The sequence below is a fragment of the Staphylococcus sp. HMSC072B07 genome, from assembly GCF_001815505.1.
In the GTDB taxonomy this organism is placed as follows: Bacteria; Bacillota; Bacilli; order Staphylococcales; family Staphylococcaceae; genus Staphylococcus; species Staphylococcus simulans.
Genome location: NZ_KV820905.1, coordinates 1 through 16,970, shown reverse-complemented (window position 1 = coordinate 16,970; position 16,970 = coordinate 1). Strand labels below are relative to the sequence as shown.

Annotated in this window: 16 protein-coding genes and 1 riboswitch; of the genes, 12 read left to right on the top strand and 4 right to left on the bottom strand. The window is 36.4% G+C overall.

Annotated elements, in window-relative coordinates; genetic code table 11:
- Positions 1-90: 90 nt before the first annotated feature.
- Positions 91-294 (bottom strand): YjzD family protein, encoded by a 204-nt coding sequence (locus HMPREF3031_RS05145; protein ID WP_002481935.1) that lies wholly within the window; start codon positions 292-294, stop codon positions 91-93.
- Positions 295-553: 259 nt separating this feature from the next.
- Here HMPREF3031_RS05145 and HMPREF3031_RS05140 point away from each other — a divergent pair, with 259 nt between their 5' ends.
- Complete coding sequence (locus HMPREF3031_RS05140; RefSeq protein ID WP_070684357.1) at positions 554-1,495, top strand: beta-ketoacyl-ACP synthase III; 942 nt, start codon at positions 554-556, stop codon at positions 1,493-1,495.
- Positions 1,496-1,506: 11 nt separating this feature from the next.
- Positions 1,507-2,751 (top strand): beta-ketoacyl-ACP synthase II, encoded by a 1,245-nt coding sequence (gene fabF, locus HMPREF3031_RS05135; RefSeq protein WP_002481937.1) that lies wholly within the window; start codon positions 1,507-1,509, stop codon positions 2,749-2,751.
- 440 nt (positions 2,752-3,191) lie between these two features.
- Here the strand turns inward: fabF and HMPREF3031_RS05130 are convergent, their stop codons facing one another.
- Positions 3,192-3,566: a DUF3899 domain-containing protein gene (locus HMPREF3031_RS05130; RefSeq protein WP_002481938.1), complete on the bottom strand. Its 375-nt coding sequence runs from the start codon at positions 3,564-3,566 to the stop codon at positions 3,192-3,194.
- Between the two features lie 285 nt (positions 3,567-3,851).
- Here HMPREF3031_RS05130 and opp3b point away from each other — a divergent pair, with 285 nt between their 5' ends.
- From opp3b to thiC, 8 genes are all read left to right on the top strand, one after another.
- Positions 3,852-4,778 (top strand): oligopeptide ABC transporter permease, encoded by a 927-nt coding sequence (opp3b, locus tag HMPREF3031_RS05125; RefSeq protein WP_023015802.1) that lies wholly within the window; start codon positions 3,852-3,854, stop codon positions 4,776-4,778.
- Positions 4,778-5,845, top strand: a complete 1,068-nt coding sequence (opp3C, locus tag HMPREF3031_RS05120; RefSeq protein ID WP_002481941.1) for an oligopeptide ABC transporter permease — start codon at positions 4,778-4,780, stop codon at positions 5,843-5,845. Before opp3b ends, opp3C begins: the two co-directional genes overlap by 1 nt.
- Positions 5,846-5,859: 14 nt before the next feature.
- The gene (locus tag HMPREF3031_RS05115) at positions 5,860-6,942 is read left to right on the top strand and encodes an ABC transporter ATP-binding protein (protein WP_002481942.1); all 1,083 of its coding nucleotides are present in this window, start codon (positions 5,860-5,862) and stop codon (positions 6,940-6,942) included.
- Positions 6,932-7,975, top strand: coding sequence for an ABC transporter ATP-binding protein (locus HMPREF3031_RS05110; protein ID WP_002481943.1), 1,044 nt, complete (start codon positions 6,932-6,934; stop codon positions 7,973-7,975). The genes HMPREF3031_RS05115 and HMPREF3031_RS05110 overlap by 11 nt, the downstream gene beginning before the upstream one ends.
- 13 nt (positions 7,976-7,988) lie before the next feature.
- Positions 7,989-9,662, top strand: coding sequence for a peptide ABC transporter substrate-binding protein (locus HMPREF3031_RS05105; protein WP_070724651.1), 1,674 nt, complete (start codon positions 7,989-7,991; stop codon positions 9,660-9,662).
- Between the two features lie 169 nt (positions 9,663-9,831).
- A complete protein-coding gene (locus HMPREF3031_RS05100; protein WP_002481945.1) occupies positions 9,832-10,818 on the top strand; it encodes an MsnO8 family LLM class oxidoreductase in 987 nt (328 codons plus the stop codon).
- A gap of 18 nt (positions 10,819-10,836) precedes the next feature.
- Positions 10,837-11,448 carry a GNAT family N-acetyltransferase gene (locus HMPREF3031_RS05095; protein WP_002481946.1) on the top strand — a complete coding sequence of 204 codons (612 nt, stop codon included), beginning with the start codon at positions 10,837-10,839 and terminating at the stop codon, positions 11,446-11,448.
- Between the two features lie 89 nt (positions 11,449-11,537).
- A riboswitch (TPP riboswitch) is annotated at positions 11,538-11,636 on the top strand.
- Positions 11,637-11,805: 169 nt separating this feature from the next.
- Entirely contained in the window at positions 11,806-13,551 is a 1,746-nt protein-coding gene (thiC, locus tag HMPREF3031_RS05090; RefSeq protein WP_061054806.1) for a phosphomethylpyrimidine synthase ThiC, read from the top strand.
- Positions 13,552-13,618: 67 nt separating this feature from the next.
- Here the strand turns inward: thiC and HMPREF3031_RS05085 are convergent, their stop codons facing one another.
- On the bottom strand, positions 13,619-13,906 hold the full coding sequence (locus HMPREF3031_RS05085; protein WP_002481949.1) for a hypothetical protein: 288 nt from the start codon (positions 13,904-13,906) through the stop codon (positions 13,619-13,621).
- 144 nt (positions 13,907-14,050) lie between these two features.
- Positions 14,051-15,046, bottom strand: coding sequence for a tryptophan--tRNA ligase (gene trpS, locus HMPREF3031_RS05080; protein WP_002481950.1), 996 nt, complete (start codon positions 15,044-15,046; stop codon positions 14,051-14,053).
- A 421-nt stretch (positions 15,047-15,467) separates the two neighbouring features.
- Here trpS and spxA point away from each other — a divergent pair, with 421 nt between their 5' ends.
- The gene (gene spxA, locus HMPREF3031_RS05075; protein ID WP_002481951.1) at positions 15,468-15,866 is read left to right on the top strand and encodes a transcriptional regulator SpxA; all 399 of its coding nucleotides are present in this window, start codon (positions 15,468-15,470) and stop codon (positions 15,864-15,866) included.
- Positions 15,867-16,178: 312 nt separating this feature from the next.
- Complete coding sequence (gene mecA, locus HMPREF3031_RS05070) at positions 16,179-16,898, top strand: adaptor protein MecA (protein ID WP_070724649.1); 720 nt, start codon at positions 16,179-16,181, stop codon at positions 16,896-16,898.
- Positions 16,899-16,970 lie beyond the last annotated feature (72 nt).

Genomic DNA, 16,970 nt, shown 5'->3' with positions numbered 1-16,970 from the left:
TTATTAGAAGTCAGAACATTTATGTCCCGACCCCGTTTTCATACATAAAAAATCCAGCAAGAACTTTTGCTGGATGCGAAATGCGGGCTGTTATTGTTTACTGTCTTCTTCTGCAGCAGATGGCTTAATAGGTTTCATTAGTGCGTCTAAAGCAACGATAGCAAGTGTAAAGACAACTGCTAAAACTAATGGAAGAACCATATCTAATGTTCCGCCGCCGGCTAAACTGTTTAACACGAAGTTAACCATTTGAAGCAGCAAAACAGACCAGAATAGTACCATAATGTATTTCATCTGTTGTGCCTCCATATTTCATCTTTAGTTCAATTATAAAATAGAGTGATTGCTTTGTATAGTGAAATCAGGAAATTCGACACAAGAGCCAAGTTGTAGAAGATGAAACAACATCACATTTATTGTGATACGCGCGTTCAAATATTATAATAGTGTAAGCAATGTCATGATGGATACGAATAAAGCACTTGTATTCAAAAAGTAGAATATGATAAATTAATACCTGGTATTAAAATTATTTTTAAGAAGGTGTAGAACCATGAATGTGGGTATTAAAGGTTTTGGAACTTACGTTCCAGAAAAAGTAGTAGACAATGCCTATTTTGAATCGTTTTTAGAAACATCTGATGAATGGATTTCTAAAATGACTGGAATCAAAGAACGTAGATGGGCAGGCGAAGACGAAGAAACATCAGATCTTGCTTATGAAGCAAGTGTGAAAGCAATTGAAGATGCAGGAATTAAACCTGAAGATATAGATATGGTAATTGTCGCAACATCAACAGGAGACTTCCCGTTTCCAACTGTAGCAAATATGTTGCAAGACCGTTTAGGTTTAGGAAAAGTTGCGACGATGGATCAATTAGCAGCATGTTCAGGATTTATGTATTCCTTGATTACTGCCAAACAGTACATACAGTCAGGTGACTATCATAATATTTTAGTAGTCGGTGTGGATAAACTTTCTAAAATTACTGATTTAACAGATCGTTCGACTGCTATTTTATTCGGTGATGGTGCAGGTGCAGCAGTAATCGGTGAAGTATCTGAAGGACATGGTATCTTAAGCTATGAAATGGGTTCTGACGGCAGTGGCGGCAAGTATTTATACTTGAACCACGATAACGGCAAAATCTTTATGAACGGTCGTGAAGTGTTTAAATTTGCGGTTCGTATTATGGGAGAAGCTTCTCGTAATGTAGTGGATAAAGCCGGATTAACTGCTGATGATGTCGATATGTTCGTACCGCATCAAGCGAACATCAGAATCATGGAATCTGCTCGTGAACGCTTAGGTATTCCAAAAGAAAAAATGAGTGTATCAGTAGATAGATTCGGCAATACTTCAGCGGCTTCTATTCCGTTATGTATTGGACAAGAACTCGAAAACGGCAGAATTAAAGACGGCGATGTCTTAGTGCTAGTCGGTTTCGGCGGCGGCCTGACTTGGGGCGCAATTACATTAAGATGGGGAAAATAGGAGGATAAGGTATGAGCAAAGAGCAACGCGTTGTAATTACAGGAATTGGCGCATTATCTCCATTAGGAAATGATGCAGAAACGTCATGGGAAAACGCTTTAAAAGGTGTTAACGGAATTGATGAGATTACTCGTATTGACACATCTGATTACAATGTTCATTTAGGCGGAGAATTAAAAGACTTCAATGTTGAAGATTATATCGATAGAAAAGAAGCACGTCGTATGGATCGTTTCACACAGTATGCGGTAGTAGCGGCACGTGAAGCGGTACAAGATGCGAAGTTGGATATTAATGATAAAACAGCTGACAGAATCGGTGTATGGATTGGTTCAGGTATCGGAGGCATGGAAACTTTCGAAGTGGCACATAGCCAATTGTTAAATCGTGGGCCACGCCGTGTCAGCCCGTTCTTCGTACCAATGTTGATTCCTGATATGGCAACAGGCCAAGTATCAATTGATTTAGGTGCTAAAGGACCAAACGGTTCAACAGTGACAGCTTGTGCAACAGGTACTAACTCAATTGGTGAAGCATTTAAAATTATCCAACGCGGTGATGCAGATGCGATGGTAACTGGCGGTAGTGAAGCGCCGATTACACATATGGCAATTGCTGGATTCAGCGCAAGCCGTGCGTTATCTACAAACAATGACAAAGAAACAGCATGTCGTCCATTCCAAGAAGGCCGTGATGGCTTCGTAATGGGTGAAGGTGCAGGTATCGTAGTGCTTGAGTCGTTAGAATCAGCACAAGCACGTGGTGCGAAAATTTACGCTGAAATCGTTGGTTATGGCTCAACAGGTGATGCGTATCATATCACTGCACCAGCGCCTGAAGGTGAAGGCGGTTCTCGCGCAATGAAAGCTGCGATGGATGATGCAGGTATCGAACCGAAAGATGTACAATACTTAAACGCACATGGTACAAGTACACCAGTAGGTGACTTGACTGAAGTTCTTGCGATTAAAAATACATTCGGAGATGCTGCGAAAAACTTGAAAGTCAGCTCAACTAAATCAATGACTGGCCACTTATTAGGTGCTACAGGTGGTTTAGAAGCTATCTTCTCAGCACTTTCTATTCGTGATAGTAAAGTTGCGCCAACAATCCATGCGGTAACACCAGATCCTGAATGTGATTTAGACTTCGTGCCAAATGAAGCACAAGACTTAGACATCACATATGCGATGAGTAACAGTTTAGGTTTCGGTGGTCACAACGCAGTATTAGTATTGAAAAAATTTGAAGACTAATTTTAAATAGACCTAAAAATAAGCCAGATGTTTGGACTCTAAATCAGAGTGCAAATATCTGGCTTTTGTCTTTCCTGAAAATACAATTGTATTTTATGCAGGAGCATTCATATTGAATATACAGATGCGATAGTGTAACAAAACGAATGGATTTTTCAGGTTTAATATACAAAAAGATATGCGATTATTACTATATTTCACTGAAAACCCTACAATGAACGTATTAAATTAATAAAAAATACAAAAAATAGATAAATAACTTATGTTAAATTTTCTTGTTTAGTACTAAAAATTTAGATTTTGTCAATGATGTATAATATGTGAAAAGTTTCCTTTGTATATCCTGAATAGACAATTGAAATTAAGTGTGGTAAATAAAACTAGCAATTAAATAGGTAGAAAAAACGGCAAAGTGAAATCACTCTGCCGTTTTTTTGTGGTTAAAAAGTGAAAGTCGCCAGCAAACATAAAATGACATAAACCACATTGACTAAAGTTAAATAGATTGTCCAACGTTCTACAATATAGACCTCTCTTTTAACTTGTTTAGGATTAATAAATTCATCATCAACATGTGCTTTACGATGTTTGGCACTAGACATTTGGTAGCGCAAACGCCTGAAACCATAGCTTGTCGCATCAAAGATACCATCTTGAACTAAGATGAAAACGAAGCCGACAATAAAAAGCAACATACTGACAATGAATAAAATGTCGATAAATTGGGTCCACGTATGTTCCCGAAACAGCCAAATAATCAAACTTAAAACAGGTGAGAATATTGCCCAGAAAATCCATCGGAAATGTTTATTCATATCACGATTACCTCTCGATTCATTAAAAATTTAAAAGTAATTCATCAGCATTTATTTAGTAATAACTATAAAGTTTTTTTAATAGAAATACAAGAAACAAAAAGCACGTAATCTATTGATATTGCTATATTTGTTACACATGTGTGACGGAACTTTTTGTTATAACATTTAAATTATTCAAAAAATTGTGTTGATTTTAAATGTAAAGTACCGATATACTAATATTAAAATATTTCTGATAATTAGAAGGGAATGTTTAATTTGAATCTATAAGGGGGATTGTCAATGCTTAGATATATACTCAAGCGTTTTGGGTACATGCTTATTTCTTTGTTTATCATTATGACTATCACTTTCTTCTTAATGAAATTGATGCCAGGTTCACCGTTTAATGATGCAAAGTTAAGCGCAGATCAAAAGGAGATTTTGAACGAGACCTACGGTTTGAATGATCCAGTCATTGTACAATATTTGCACTACTTAAAGAACGTAGTCACAGGAGATTTTGGGGTTTCATTCCAATATCATAACCAACCAGTGTGGGATTTAATTCAACCTCGTTTGATTCCGTCAATTGAAATGGGACTTGCGGCGATGGTCATCGGGATTGTTTTAGGATTGATTTTGGGTGTTGCAGCAGCAACAAAACAAAATACATGGGTGGATTACTCAGCGACAGTTATTTCAGTTATCGCTGTTTCAGTACCATCATTCGTATTAGCAGTATTATTACAATATGTGTTCTCAGTAAGATTAAGATGGTTCCCAGTAGCAGGTTGGGAAGGTATTTCAACAGCTATTCTGCCATCACTCGCACTTTCAGCAGGCGTACTTGCGACAGTCGCACGATACATACGAGCGGAAATGATCGAAGTGCTGAGTTCTGATTATATTTTACTTGCGAGAGCCAAAGGGAATTCAATGATGCGTGTGCTATTCGGCCATGCATTACGAAATGCATTGATTCCAGTTATCACAATCATCGTGCCGATGTTAGCTGGAATTTTAACAGGGACACTTACAATCGAGAATATCTTCGGGGTTCCAGGACTAGGGGATCAGTTCGTAAGATCGATTCAAACGAATGACTTCTCTGTCATTATGGCAACCACTCTTTTATTCAGTACGTTATTCATCGTATCGATTTTCATAGTGGATATTTTATATGGAATTATCGATCCGCGTATTAGGATACAAGGAGGTAAGAAATAATGGCAGAAGACAAAAAACAACACTTGCATGGAGATTACTCCAATGCAACGTTATCACATACGACAGATGGCGAGAATGCGCCTGACTTTATCTTAGTAGAACAAGATATTGATAAAGAACCAGAAATTCAACGTGAAAGTAAAAACTTCTGGCAAGATGCTTGGAGCCAATTAAGACGAAATAAACTTGCAGTAGTCGGGATGATTGGATTAATTTTAATCATCATCATGGCACTTGTCGGTCCTTTAATCAGCAGCCATGATTATGCTGAACAAGATGTAGACCGCAGAAACTTACCAGCAAAAATACCTGTCTTAGACAAAATACCTTTCTTACCGTTTGACGGTGTAGGTGCAGATGGCAAAGACGCATATAAAGAAGCTGGTGTGAAAGAGAACTTCTGGTTTGGGACAGACCAACTAGGTCGTGATTTATGGTCACGTACTTGGCAAGGTGCACAAGTATCATTATTCATCGGTGTTGTTGCCGCAGCACTAGATATCTTTATCGGTGTAGTTTACGGGGCAATATCCGGATTCTTTGGAGGACGAACAGATGACGTCATGCAGCGGATTATAGAAATCATCGCTTCTATTCCGAACTTGATTGTCGTAATTTTATTCGTATTGATTTTCGAACCTTCAATTTGGACAATTATTTTAGCAATGGCCATTACAGGATGGATTGGCATGAGCCGTGTTGTTCGTGGTGAGTTCTTAAAATTAAAAGGACAAGAATTCGTATTAGCATCACGTACATTAGGGGCTTCTAAAGGGAAATTGATTTTCCGTCATATTTTACCAAATACATTAGGAGCAATTGTTGTAACTTCAATGTTCACAGTACCAAGTGCAATTTTCTTCGAAGCATTCTTAAGCTTCATCGGAATCGGTGTACCAGCACCTAAAACATCACTTGGTTCATTAGTAAATGACGGACGTGCGATGTTATTGATTCATCCACATGAATTATTTATTCCAGCATTGATTTTAAGTTTATTGATTTTATTCTTCTACTTATTCAGTGATGGATTACGTGATGCATTCGATCCGAAAATGCGTAAATAAGGGAGGCAAAAAGGATGTCAGATAAAATATTAGAAGTAAACGACTTGCATGTCTCCTTTGATATTGATGCTGGAGAAGTGCAAGCTGTACGTGGTGTAGACTTTTATTTGAGAAAGGGAGAAACCCTTGCGATTGTAGGTGAATCAGGTTCTGGTAAATCAGTGACAACGAAAGCACTGACAAAACTCTTCCAAGGAGATGCTGGCCGAATTAAAAAAGGCGAAATTTTATTCTTAGGTGAAGACTTAGCACAAAAACCTGAAAAAGAATTAATCAAATTAAGAGGTAAAGACATCTCTATGATTTTCCAAGATCCGATGACGTCGTTAAATCCAACGATGCAAATAGGTAAACAAGTGATGGAACCTCTGATTAAACATCGTAACTATAGTAAATCACAAGCGAAAAAACGTGCGCTAGAGATTTTAGAAATGGTAGGTTTACCAAACGCGAAACAACGCTTTAAAGCTTATCCTCACCAATTCTCAGGTGGGCAAAGACAACGTATTGTCATTGCGACAGCACTCGCATGTGAACCAAAAGTATTAATCGCAGATGAACCGACAACAGCATTAGACGTGACAATGCAAGCACAAATTTTAGACTTGATGAAACGTCTGCAACAAAAAATTGATACATCAATTATTTTCATTACGCATGACTTAGGTGTCGTCGCAAATATCGCAGACCGTGTTGCAGTTATGTACGGTGGACAAATGATTGAAAGAGGAGAAATTGATGAAATATTCTATGACCCTCAACATCCATATACTTGGGGACTGTTATCTTCAATGCCTGACTTAGAAACAGGTAATGATATTGAATTAACAGCAATCCCAGGAACACCGCCAGACTTACTGCACCCACCAAAAGGAGATGCATTCGCACCACGAAGTCAATATGCATTAGATATCGACTTTGAAGAAGAGCCGCCATGGTTCAAAGTATCACCGACACACTTTGTGAAATCATGGTTGTTAGATGAAAGAGCGCCGAAAGTTGAACCGCCAGAGCTTGTGAAACAACGTCAAAGAAAAATGGCGAATAAGTTTGATAAACCACAACGACAAGAGGGGGTGGCGTTCAATGAAGGATAATCGTGAACAAAAATTTAACGAATCAAATACAGCGCTAGAGCAACAAAAAAATATTGAACAAGAACAAAGGGAAACAGCTGAACAACGTCAACAAGAACCGTCACAAGAAGTGTTGCTTGAAGTTAATAACTTAAAACAATACTTTAATGTCGGAAAGCGTAATGAAGTTCGTGCTGTTGAAGGTATCTCATTCAAGATATTCAAAGGGGAAACATTCGGCTTAGTAGGAGAATCTGGTTGCGGGAAGTCAACCACTGGTAAAGCCTTAATTAAGTTGAATGATGCGACAGCTGGAGAAGTTTATTACGAAGGGGTTAACATACAAGATATTAAAAAGCGTAAAGATATGTTGAAATTCAATAAGAAAATCCAAATGATTTTCCAAGATCCATACGCTTCATTGAACCCGAGATTAAAAGTGATGGATATCGTTGCAGAAGGTATTGATATTCATAAATTAGCAAAGAATACGAAAGATCGTAAAAAACGCGTATACGACTTATTAGAAACAGTAGGTTTAAATAAAGAACACGCGAACCGTTATCCCCATGAGTTCTCTGGTGGACAAAGACAACGTATCGGTATTGCACGTGCTTTGGCAGTTGAACCAGAATTCATCATCGCAGATGAACCGATTTCAGCGCTAGACGTTTCAATTCAAGCACAAGTGGTCAACTTATTGTTGAAACTTCAACGTGAGAAAGGTATTACTTTCTTATTCATTGCCCATGATTTATCTATGGTGAAGTATATTTCAGATAGAATTGCGGTTATGCATTTCGGTAAAATTGTAGAATTAGGGACTGCGGATGAAATCTATAATCATCCTTTACATCCTTACACACAATCTTTGCTATCAGCAGTACCTCAACCAGATCCTGAAAGTGAACGTACAAGAACACGTATTGTCTATAAAGAAGATGCTGAAAAGAATGATGAACGTTCATTACAAGAAATCAATCCAGGACATTATGTCTTTGTGACAGATGAGGAAGCGCAAGAATTAAAACAAAGATTACAACAAACAGTGTAAGGGGGATAAAGCGATGAAGAAAAAATTAATTTCATTAGCCATGATGCTTGCTGCAGCAGCCCTCATACTCAGTGGGTGCAGTCAAGGCGGCGGTATTTATGATGATAAAGGGCAAGTTTATCGTTCAGTATTATCACAAGATATGAGTACACTAGATACAGTGCTTGCGACAGATACAGTTTCATTTAATGTTTATAATCAAGTTTATGAAGGGCTATATTCATTAGATGAAAAAGACCAAGCGATTCCAGCAATTGCTAAAAAAATGCCGAAGAAAAGTAATGGCGGTAAAACTTTAACAATTGAAATGAGAAAAGATGCAAAATGGTCTAATGGTGATCCAGTAACTGCGAATGACTTTGTGTTTGCATGGAAAAAGGCACTTAAACCTGAAACGGCTTCTGAGTATGCATATATTATGTATGACTTGAAGAACGCACAAAAGATTAACGAAGGCAAAATGTCTCCGGATAAATTAGGCGTTAAAGCTTTAGATAAACATACACTTCAAATTGAATTAACTAAGCCATTACCTTATTTCGACCAAATGCTTGCGTTTGGTACATACATGCCGCAAAATGAAAAAGTTGCGAAAAAGTATGGTAAAAAATATGGAACAACTGCTGATAAAGCTGTCTATAACGGACCTTTTGAATTAACAGACTGGAAAGTTGAAGACAAAATTTTAATGAAAAAGAACGACAAGTATTGGGATAAAAAAGCAGTCAAGCTTGATAAAATCAGCTTTAAGGTTTTAAAAGACCAACAAGCAGGTGCATCATTATATGACACTGGTTCTGTAGATAATACTGGTATTACATCAGAACAAGTGGAAAAATATAAAGATAGCCCCGCACTCTTTAAACGCTTAAAAGCTTCAACGTTCTTCTTGAAACTCAATGAAAAAGAACAAAAAGAATTCAAAAACAAAGATATGCGTTATGCAGTAGCACAATCTATTAATAAAAAAGCATACGTAGATAATGTTTTAGGAGATGGTTCTAAACCATTTGATGGCTTTACAGCGAAAAAGACAGCTTTATTACCTGACGGCAAAGATTATGCGACGACTGTAAAATCACCGCTTAAGTTTAATCCAAAAGAAGCCAAAGCTCATCTTGAGAAAGCGAAAAAAGCTTTAGGCAAGGATGAATTCACATTCACATTAAATACTGAAGATACACCAAGTTCTAAAATTTCAGCGCAATTTATTAAGTCGCAAATTGAAAAGAACTTACCTGGTGTCACAGTTAATATTAAACAATTACCATTCAAACAGCGTGTTACAGCAGAGTTGACAATGAACTATTCTATGTCACTCTCAGGTTGGGGACCTGACTATCCAGACCCAATGACATTCTTAGATACGATGACAACTGGTAACGCGCAAAACAATACTGACTGGAGTAGTAAAGAATATGATAATATGCTGAAAGAAGCAAACAGTTCTTTATTAAAACAACCAGAAAAACGTATCGATAAATTAAGAGAAGCGGAAGAGTTAATGTTAGGAGAAGCACCAGTTGCGCCGATTTACCAACAAGGTGCTGCTAGTTTACGTAATCCACAACTGAAAGGGATTGTGTATCACCAAATCGGTGGTGAAACTACATTAAAACACGCTTATATCGATAAGAGTATCGATAGAGAAACAGGTAAGAAAAAGAAAGATAAAGATAAAGAGTAATAAACAAAGGGATAATTTTTCACACAATAAGGGGATTTAAATATTGAAACACGGTCAGTTTTGGCCGTGTTTTTCTTTATGCATAATTTAAGAAAATCGTAGTCTTTGACTTTATGTACGCTTAACCCTAGCATGACAAGTAAGAGAGACAAGAACAGGAGAGGGTTATATGTTGCCGGTCAGTATATTAGACCAAACGCCCATTACTAAAAATCAAACGTCACAAGAAGCTTTAAAACAAACGATAGAACTTGCGCAACTTGCAGATCAATTAGGATATACACGTTATTTAGTCGCAGAACATCATAATTTGAAAGATGTGATTGGAACATCTCCAGAAATCTTAACGATGCATTTATTGAATCAAACTAAAAATCTACGCATAGGTTCTGGTGGTGTTATGTTGCAGCATTATCATCCGCTTAAAATAATCGAACAATTTCATTTAATGGATGAATTATCTAACCATCGTGTAGATTTGGCGGTAGGAAAAGCACCAGGAGGATATCCTAAGGTAACTGAAATCTTAAAAGAAGAGTTGAAAGAGCACTACTTTTCATTTGATGAAAAATTTGAGTTATTGAAACGCTTGAACACTCAAAATTTTGATAATTTATCTAAATACGCAGGATTAAAAACGGCCAAACGTCAAAGTGAGACCTCAAGTGTACCTGTATATTTACTGGGCACGAGTTTAAACTCAGTAATACAAGCTGCAGAAGCTAAAGTTGGTGTCATCTATGCATTCTTTATTAACGCTGAACAAGAAGCGCTAGAGGAGGCTTTAGAAGCTTATAAATCACGCTTCCCAGAAGGACGCTTTATTGTAAGTATACCCGCAATGGTTACAGCAGTTGGTGATAATCAATTACCATTTCGATTTTCACAACGTCATTTTGAATTGATTTCTAAAGATGGCAGACGCACGGTTTTAAATACTAAAGCACAAGTTGATGATTATTTATCACAAACTGATGAAACATTTGAAGTGACAGAAAAACGTATGCATATTATTAGTGGGAATAAGGAAGAAGTCCAAAGCAAGTTAGATGAAATTAATAGGAAGCATATGATTGATGAGTGGATGTTGCACATGCCGATTCCAAATCATAAATTGCGTATGAATACAGTAAGACAACTTGCACCAACAAACTAGAAAAAAGGAGCGCTAAGCGTGAATGATACTATAAAAATAACTTCAGCATCACGTGATTTTGATCAAGCTGGACATTTAAGCTACGTCGCGATTGGTGATATGTGTCATGCGATGTTAGGGAGTCAGAATGACCGATTAATTGAACACTATATGCAGAAAATGTATCGCAAGAATAAGAATCGCTTCAGCTATGAACATACTCTTCAAGCAACGATTAATGATAAAGTAGCAGGGTTGATGACATGTATGCCATATCGTGACTTAGAACGAAGTTTAGTTTCGACAGTCATTCAAATTGCTTTGTTAAAACACATTTTTGTGTTTCCGCATATTTTGAATTATTATCAATCTATCTTGTCATTAATTCGTATGCAAGAAGGTGAAGATGATGAGTATCATGTCAGTATGTTATCTGTTTCATCCGAGTTTCAACGTAGAGGTGTCGGACAAGCTTTGTTAGAAGAAGCGGAACATAAAGCTAAAGCAGCAGGATTTAATAAGATTTCGCTAACTGTAAATCAAATCAATTACAAAGCAAATGCCTTATATCAAAAGTTAGGTTATGAAAAAGTGGGTGAAGCAAAGGCCTCAATGATTACATTAAATAGAATGAGAAAACACTTAACTTAATAACATAACTATGACTTTTAAAATGTGATACCGCACATTGACTTGTATAATAGATTGTTGAATGTTAGTATAAAAATGTAAATTAAATATCTCATTGCTAGGGGTGCCGAAATGGCTGAAAGATATACCATCAACCCTTTGAACCTGATCTAGTTAGTACTAGCGTAGGGAAGCGTACATAGATGATTAAGAAACAGAAATTCAATATGACGATAGATGGACATAGAGATATGTTTATTTTTAGTTGTATATGTATAAAATCCTTACGCATTCATAAAATTATGAATGCGTTTTCTTATTTGTCTTGTCTTGATGTTTTATAGGCCTCCTAGCAATGATGCAGGGAGGAATTATTTTATGAAACAAGAAGAAATTGAATTGAAAAAAGGTTTTCCAGCAAGCAGACGTGTCTTTAAACAAGGGGCAGATGAAGATATTCGTGTGCCGTTTCGTGAAATTGAACTCAGTGATACGGTGACAGATTACAGCACACAAAAGAACGAACCTTTTACAGTGTATGATACAGCGGGTGTATATCACGAAGAAGGTTATGAAGTAGACGTCCAAAAAGGTATTCCGAAATTACGTTCTAACTGGATTGAAGCGCGTGAAGATGTAGAAGCATATGAAGGACGTAAGGTGCAATCGATTGATAATGGCTTTAAAAAAGAAGGTCATCATAAATTCGTTGAAACGCCATTTAAATATCAGCCTAAACGTGCACAAGAAGGTAAACGTGTGACACAAATGTATTATGCAAAACAAGGTATCATCACAAAAGAAATGAAATTTGTGGCTGCGCGTGAAGGTGTCGAACCAGAATTTGTCAGAGATGAAATTGCGAGAGGTCGCGCAATTATTCCTAATAACGTGAACCATCCTGAATCTGAACCGATGATTATTGGTAAAAACTTCCAAGTAAAAATTAATGCGAATATCGGTAATTCTGCAGTGTCTTCATCGATTGAAGCGGAAATTGAAAAATTAGTATGGGCCACACACTGGGGTGCAGATACAATTATGGATTTATCTACAGGTAAAAACATTCATGCGACACGTGAATATTTATTAAGAAATTCACCTGTTCCTGTAGGTACAGTTCCAATTTATCAAGCATTGGAAAAAGTAAATGGTATTGCGGAAGATTTAACATGGGAAATCTATCGTGACACATTAATTGAACAAGCAGAACAAGGTGTAGACTACTTTACTATCCATGCAGGTGTATTACTACGTTATGTTCCATTAACTGTTGATCGTTTAACAGGTATTGTTTCTCGTGGAGGTTCTATCATGGCGCAATGGTGTTTAGCGCATCACGAAGAAAGCTTCTTATATGAACACTTTGATGATATTTGTGAAATCTTAAATCGTTATGATATTGCGGTCTCTTTAGGAGATGGATTAAGACCAGGTTCAATTTATGATGCGAACGATGAAAGCCAAATTTCAGAATTAAAAACATTAGGTGAATTAACGGATATCGCTTGGAAACATGATGTTCAAGTTATGATTGAAGGTCCAGGACATATTCCAATGCATAAAATTAAAGAAAACCAAGATTTAGCAGATTTCTACTGTAAAGAAGCACCGTTCTATACATTAGGGCCTCTTACAACAGATATCGCACCAGCTTATGACCATATCACATCTGCCATCGGAGCAGCACAAATCGCAAGTCATGGCACCGCAATGCTTTGTTATGTTACACCTAAAGAACATTTAGGTTTACCAAATAAAGACGATGTACGTGAAGGTGTAATTACTTATAAAATTGCAGCACATGCGGCAGATTTAGCGAAAGGCTTGAAAGGTGCATCAGAACGTGATGATGCAATTAGTAAAGCACGTTTTGAATTCCGTTGGATTGACCAATTCAATTTATCTTTAGATCCAGAGCGTGCGCGTGAATATCATGATGAAACCTTACCAAAAGAGTCAGCAAAAGTTGCACACTTCTGTAGTATGTGCGGACCTAAATTCTGTTCAATGCGTATTTCTCATGATTTACGTCAACATCATTTTGATGAGCAAGAAAGACAAGATGCGATGAAAGAAAAAGCGAAAGATTTCGTAGAACAAGGCAGTAAGATTTATCAATAATTAGAAGCAAACTAATAAAGATAGCACCAGTACAAGAAAATTAATGTACTGGTGCTGTTTTTTTTACTTATAGCGCATGGAAAACCGCAATAAAAACTGTACCGATATAAAAAGTCAAACTCGCGTAAATCCAAAAGTAATTCGTACCGATAGATTCAGCACGTTGTTGAGCATTATGAAAGAACGGAAGGTTACCGTTTTTAATCAATGAAACACCCACAAAGAATGCAAAAACGATAAAGGAACCAATAAATAAAATTGTGTTAATAACCATATCGTAATGTACAAAAAGACTATACCCCACATAAATCGTTGCTGCGATACAAGCTACTGTTCTTATTATTGTAGAAAGCATGTGCTACACCTCTCATTCATCTTATATCGTTATTATATAACATTTAAGTTAATAGAGGTATTACTATTTAGATTGTTCAAGGTTTAAAAAGAGGCAAATAGAAACCGTATACTCAAGAGAAGAATATACGGCTTAAAATACTATTTATCTTTTGCGTTTACGGCCTAAGCCCATCGCATTTTCCATTTTTTGTAATGTACGTGAAGAAGCTTTAATAGCTTTGTCTCGACCAAGATCTAAGATTTCATCTAGTTTATCTGAATGGTAGTAATCGTTATAGCGTTCTTGGAATTCTGTTAAGAAGTTTTTAACGACTTCTGCTAAATCACCTTTAAAGTCACCATAGCCTTTACCTTCATAACGTTTTTCAAGGTCTGAGAATGATTCGTCAGTTAGGCTTGAATAAATAGAAAGAAGATTGCTGATACCTGGTTTATTATCTTTGTCATATTTAATGATACCATCTGAGTCAGTTACAGCACTTTTGATTTTTTTAGCTGCTGTATTTGGATTATCTAATAAAGAGATATAGTTTTTCGTATTATCATCACTTTTACTCATTTTTTTAGTAGGGTCTTGCAGACTCATGACACGACCACCGATTTTCGGCATACGTACTTCTGGTTTTACTAAGACATCGTTGTAGCGGCTGTTGAAGCGGTCTACAAGATTTCTTGTTAATTCAAGATGTTGTTTTTGGTCTTCGCCGACAGGTACGATATTCGTATTGTAAAGTACGATATCAGCTGCCATAAGTGGCGGATAAGTTAAAAGACCAGCAGGGATACCTTCTGTTTGTTTAGATGATTTATCTTTGAATTGTGTCATACGTTCTAATTCGCCTACAGAAGAAATAGTTGTCAGCATCCATCCTGCTTGAACGTGTGCAGGAACCTCTGATTGAATAAATAATGTTGATTTTTCTGGGTCGATTCCTGATGCTAAGTAAATTGCGGCTAATTGACGGATGCGCTCACGCAATTTCAGTCTGTCCTGCGGTACTGTAATCGCATGTTGATCTACGATGCAGAAGAAACAATTATAATCATCTTGGACTTCACTGAATTGTTTAAGTGCACCGATGTAGTTGCCTAATGTTGGAATTCCACTTGGTTGAATTCCTGAAAATAGAGTTTCCATTTAAGATGCCCACTTTCTTACGTAATATAGTAATGGTTTCATTATAGCAGTATTTTAAATATTTGTAATGTGTGTTAAAATATAGATGTAGCTAAATTTTTAACCTCATACCCGTGTGGCATTTTATATTCAAAATATTGAAAAGCTATCGTCATTTTAGCTATTCGATCTCAAGAATTCGGTATGTTTTAAATTTTCTATAAATAATCCCTTTTTTCTCATTTAATTTTAATGTTGAAAGGGTATACTTTAATCATAGAGTTAAGAGAAGGAAATTTTAACGTGTAGACAAAGTTTAAGTTGAAGGTAACACGAGTTATTTGGACATAGATGAGTACTGCGTTTTGATTTTAGATAAATTCCTTAACTAAATCAACAAAATCAATGAATTTAATTCATGATAAATAGGAGAGTGAGATGTATGGTAACACTATTCACATCACCAAGCTGCACATCTTGCCGTAAAGCGAAAGCATGGTTACAAGAACATGACATTCCGTATACGGAGCGTAACATTTTTTCAGAACACTTAACAATTGATGAAATTAAACAAATCTTAAAAATGACAGAAGACGGAACAGACGAAATTATTTCAACTCGTTCTAAAACATATCAAAAACTAAACGTGGACATTGATTCATTACCACTACAAGAATTATATACAATTATTCAAGATAACCCAGGCTTATTACGCCGTCCGATTATCTTAGATGAAAAACGTTTACAAGTTGGTTATAACGAAGATGAAATTCGTCGTTTCTTACCAAGAAAAGTGCGTACGTTCCAACTACAAGAAGCGCAACGTATGGTAGACTTATAGGATTTAAAATCCAATTAAATGAATGTGAGGGGCTGCAGTGCAAAAGTACTGTGGCTTTTTGCATGTAATAAAAAAGATCAACTACTGATATAAGTAGTTTTTATAGAGTGTTTTCAGGGAATATGTTATTATAATAGGCCAACGGTAGAGCAGTTATGCCTTTATAAACAAATAAATTGTAATTTGCACACCGTTTTTATACAATATGGGTACTATTCTAGGTTGTCGACAAAGTAGACGCTGCCTAGACTCTAGAAAAGTTTGTCTAAAGTCTAGATATTGCTATTCATCGACTGTAAGGAGTGAGATGATATGAGAATAGAGCGCGTAGATGATACAACTGTTAAACTTTTCATAACGTATGGTGACATTGAAGCAAGAGGTTTCAAAAGAGAAGACTTATGGACAAACCGTCAACGTGGTGAAGAATTCTTCTGGTCAATGATGGAAGAAATCAATGAAGAAGAAGACTTTGTAGTTGAAGGTCCATTATGGATTCAAGTACATGCTTTTGAAAAAGGTGTGGAAGTCACTATTTCTAAATCTAAAAACGAAGAAATGATGAACTTAAATGATGATAGTATGAACAGTGAATTCGATCGTCAATTAAACGAATTGCTTGAACAGACTTTCGAAGAAGAACATGAAGAAGCTGAACAAAAACAGCAATCACGTTCAAATCGCTCTCAAGCAAGAGATCGTTTCCAACAACCACGTCGTACTAATGGTCGTTTAGTTATTGTTAAATTTGAAGATTTAGAATCTGTCATTGATTATGCACATCACCATAATCAACCAACTGATGACTTTGAAGATTTATTATATATGTTGAATAACGAATATTATTATGCAATTCATTTTGATGACAGCGTAGTAGAAGAAACAATCAATGACTTCTACAGTCAATTGTTAGAATTTGCAACGCCAAGTGATCATTCTGAAGTTTATTTAAATGACTACGGTAAAATCATTATGACCCATAATGTAACTGCACAAGTACGTCGTTTCTTTAACGATACAACAGAAGCATAATATAAATTTAATTGATTAAGCCTGTCCTTGTTGGACAGGTCAGACTGTCGACAAAGTCCTACGGACTTGTCG

What these genes read in the sequence shown, in the direction of transcription:
- HMPREF3031_RS05145 (WP_002481935.1), bottom strand. Translation starts at nt 294, where the DNA reads ATGAAATACATTATGGTACTATTCTGGTCTGTTTTGCTGCTTCAAATG.
- HMPREF3031_RS05140 (WP_070684357.1), top strand. Translation starts at nt 554, where the DNA reads ATGAATGTGGGTATTAAAGGTTTTGGAACTTACGTTCCAGAAAAAGTA.
- fabF (WP_002481937.1), top strand. Translation starts at nt 1,507, where the DNA reads ATGAGCAAAGAGCAACGCGTTGTAATTACAGGAATTGGCGCATTATCT.
- HMPREF3031_RS05130 (WP_002481938.1), bottom strand. Translation starts at nt 3,566, where the DNA reads ATGAATAAACATTTCCGATGGATTTTCTGGGCAATATTCTCACCTGTT.
- opp3b (WP_023015802.1), top strand. Translation starts at nt 3,852, where the DNA reads ATGCTTAGATATATACTCAAGCGTTTTGGGTACATGCTTATTTCTTTG.
- opp3C (WP_002481941.1), top strand. Translation starts at nt 4,778, where the DNA reads ATGGCAGAAGACAAAAAACAACACTTGCATGGAGATTACTCCAATGCA.
- HMPREF3031_RS05115 (WP_002481942.1), top strand. Translation starts at nt 5,860, where the DNA reads ATGTCAGATAAAATATTAGAAGTAAACGACTTGCATGTCTCCTTTGAT.
- HMPREF3031_RS05110 (WP_002481943.1), top strand. Translation starts at nt 6,932, where the DNA reads ATGAAGGATAATCGTGAACAAAAATTTAACGAATCAAATACAGCGCTA.
- HMPREF3031_RS05105 (WP_070724651.1), top strand. Translation starts at nt 7,989, where the DNA reads ATGAAGAAAAAATTAATTTCATTAGCCATGATGCTTGCTGCAGCAGCC.
- HMPREF3031_RS05100 (WP_002481945.1), top strand. Translation starts at nt 9,832, where the DNA reads ATGTTGCCGGTCAGTATATTAGACCAAACGCCCATTACTAAAAATCAA.
- thiC (WP_061054806.1), top strand. Translation starts at nt 11,806, where the DNA reads ATGAAACAAGAAGAAATTGAATTGAAAAAAGGTTTTCCAGCAAGCAGA.
- HMPREF3031_RS05085 (WP_002481949.1), bottom strand. Translation starts at nt 13,906, where the DNA reads ATGCTTTCTACAATAATAAGAACAGTAGCTTGTATCGCAGCAACGATT.
- trpS (WP_002481950.1), bottom strand. Translation starts at nt 15,046, where the DNA reads ATGGAAACTCTATTTTCAGGAATTCAACCAAGTGGAATTCCAACATTA.
- spxA (WP_002481951.1), top strand. Translation starts at nt 15,468, where the DNA reads ATGGTAACACTATTCACATCACCAAGCTGCACATCTTGCCGTAAAGCG.
- mecA (WP_070724649.1), top strand. Translation starts at nt 16,179, where the DNA reads ATGAGAATAGAGCGCGTAGATGATACAACTGTTAAACTTTTCATAACG.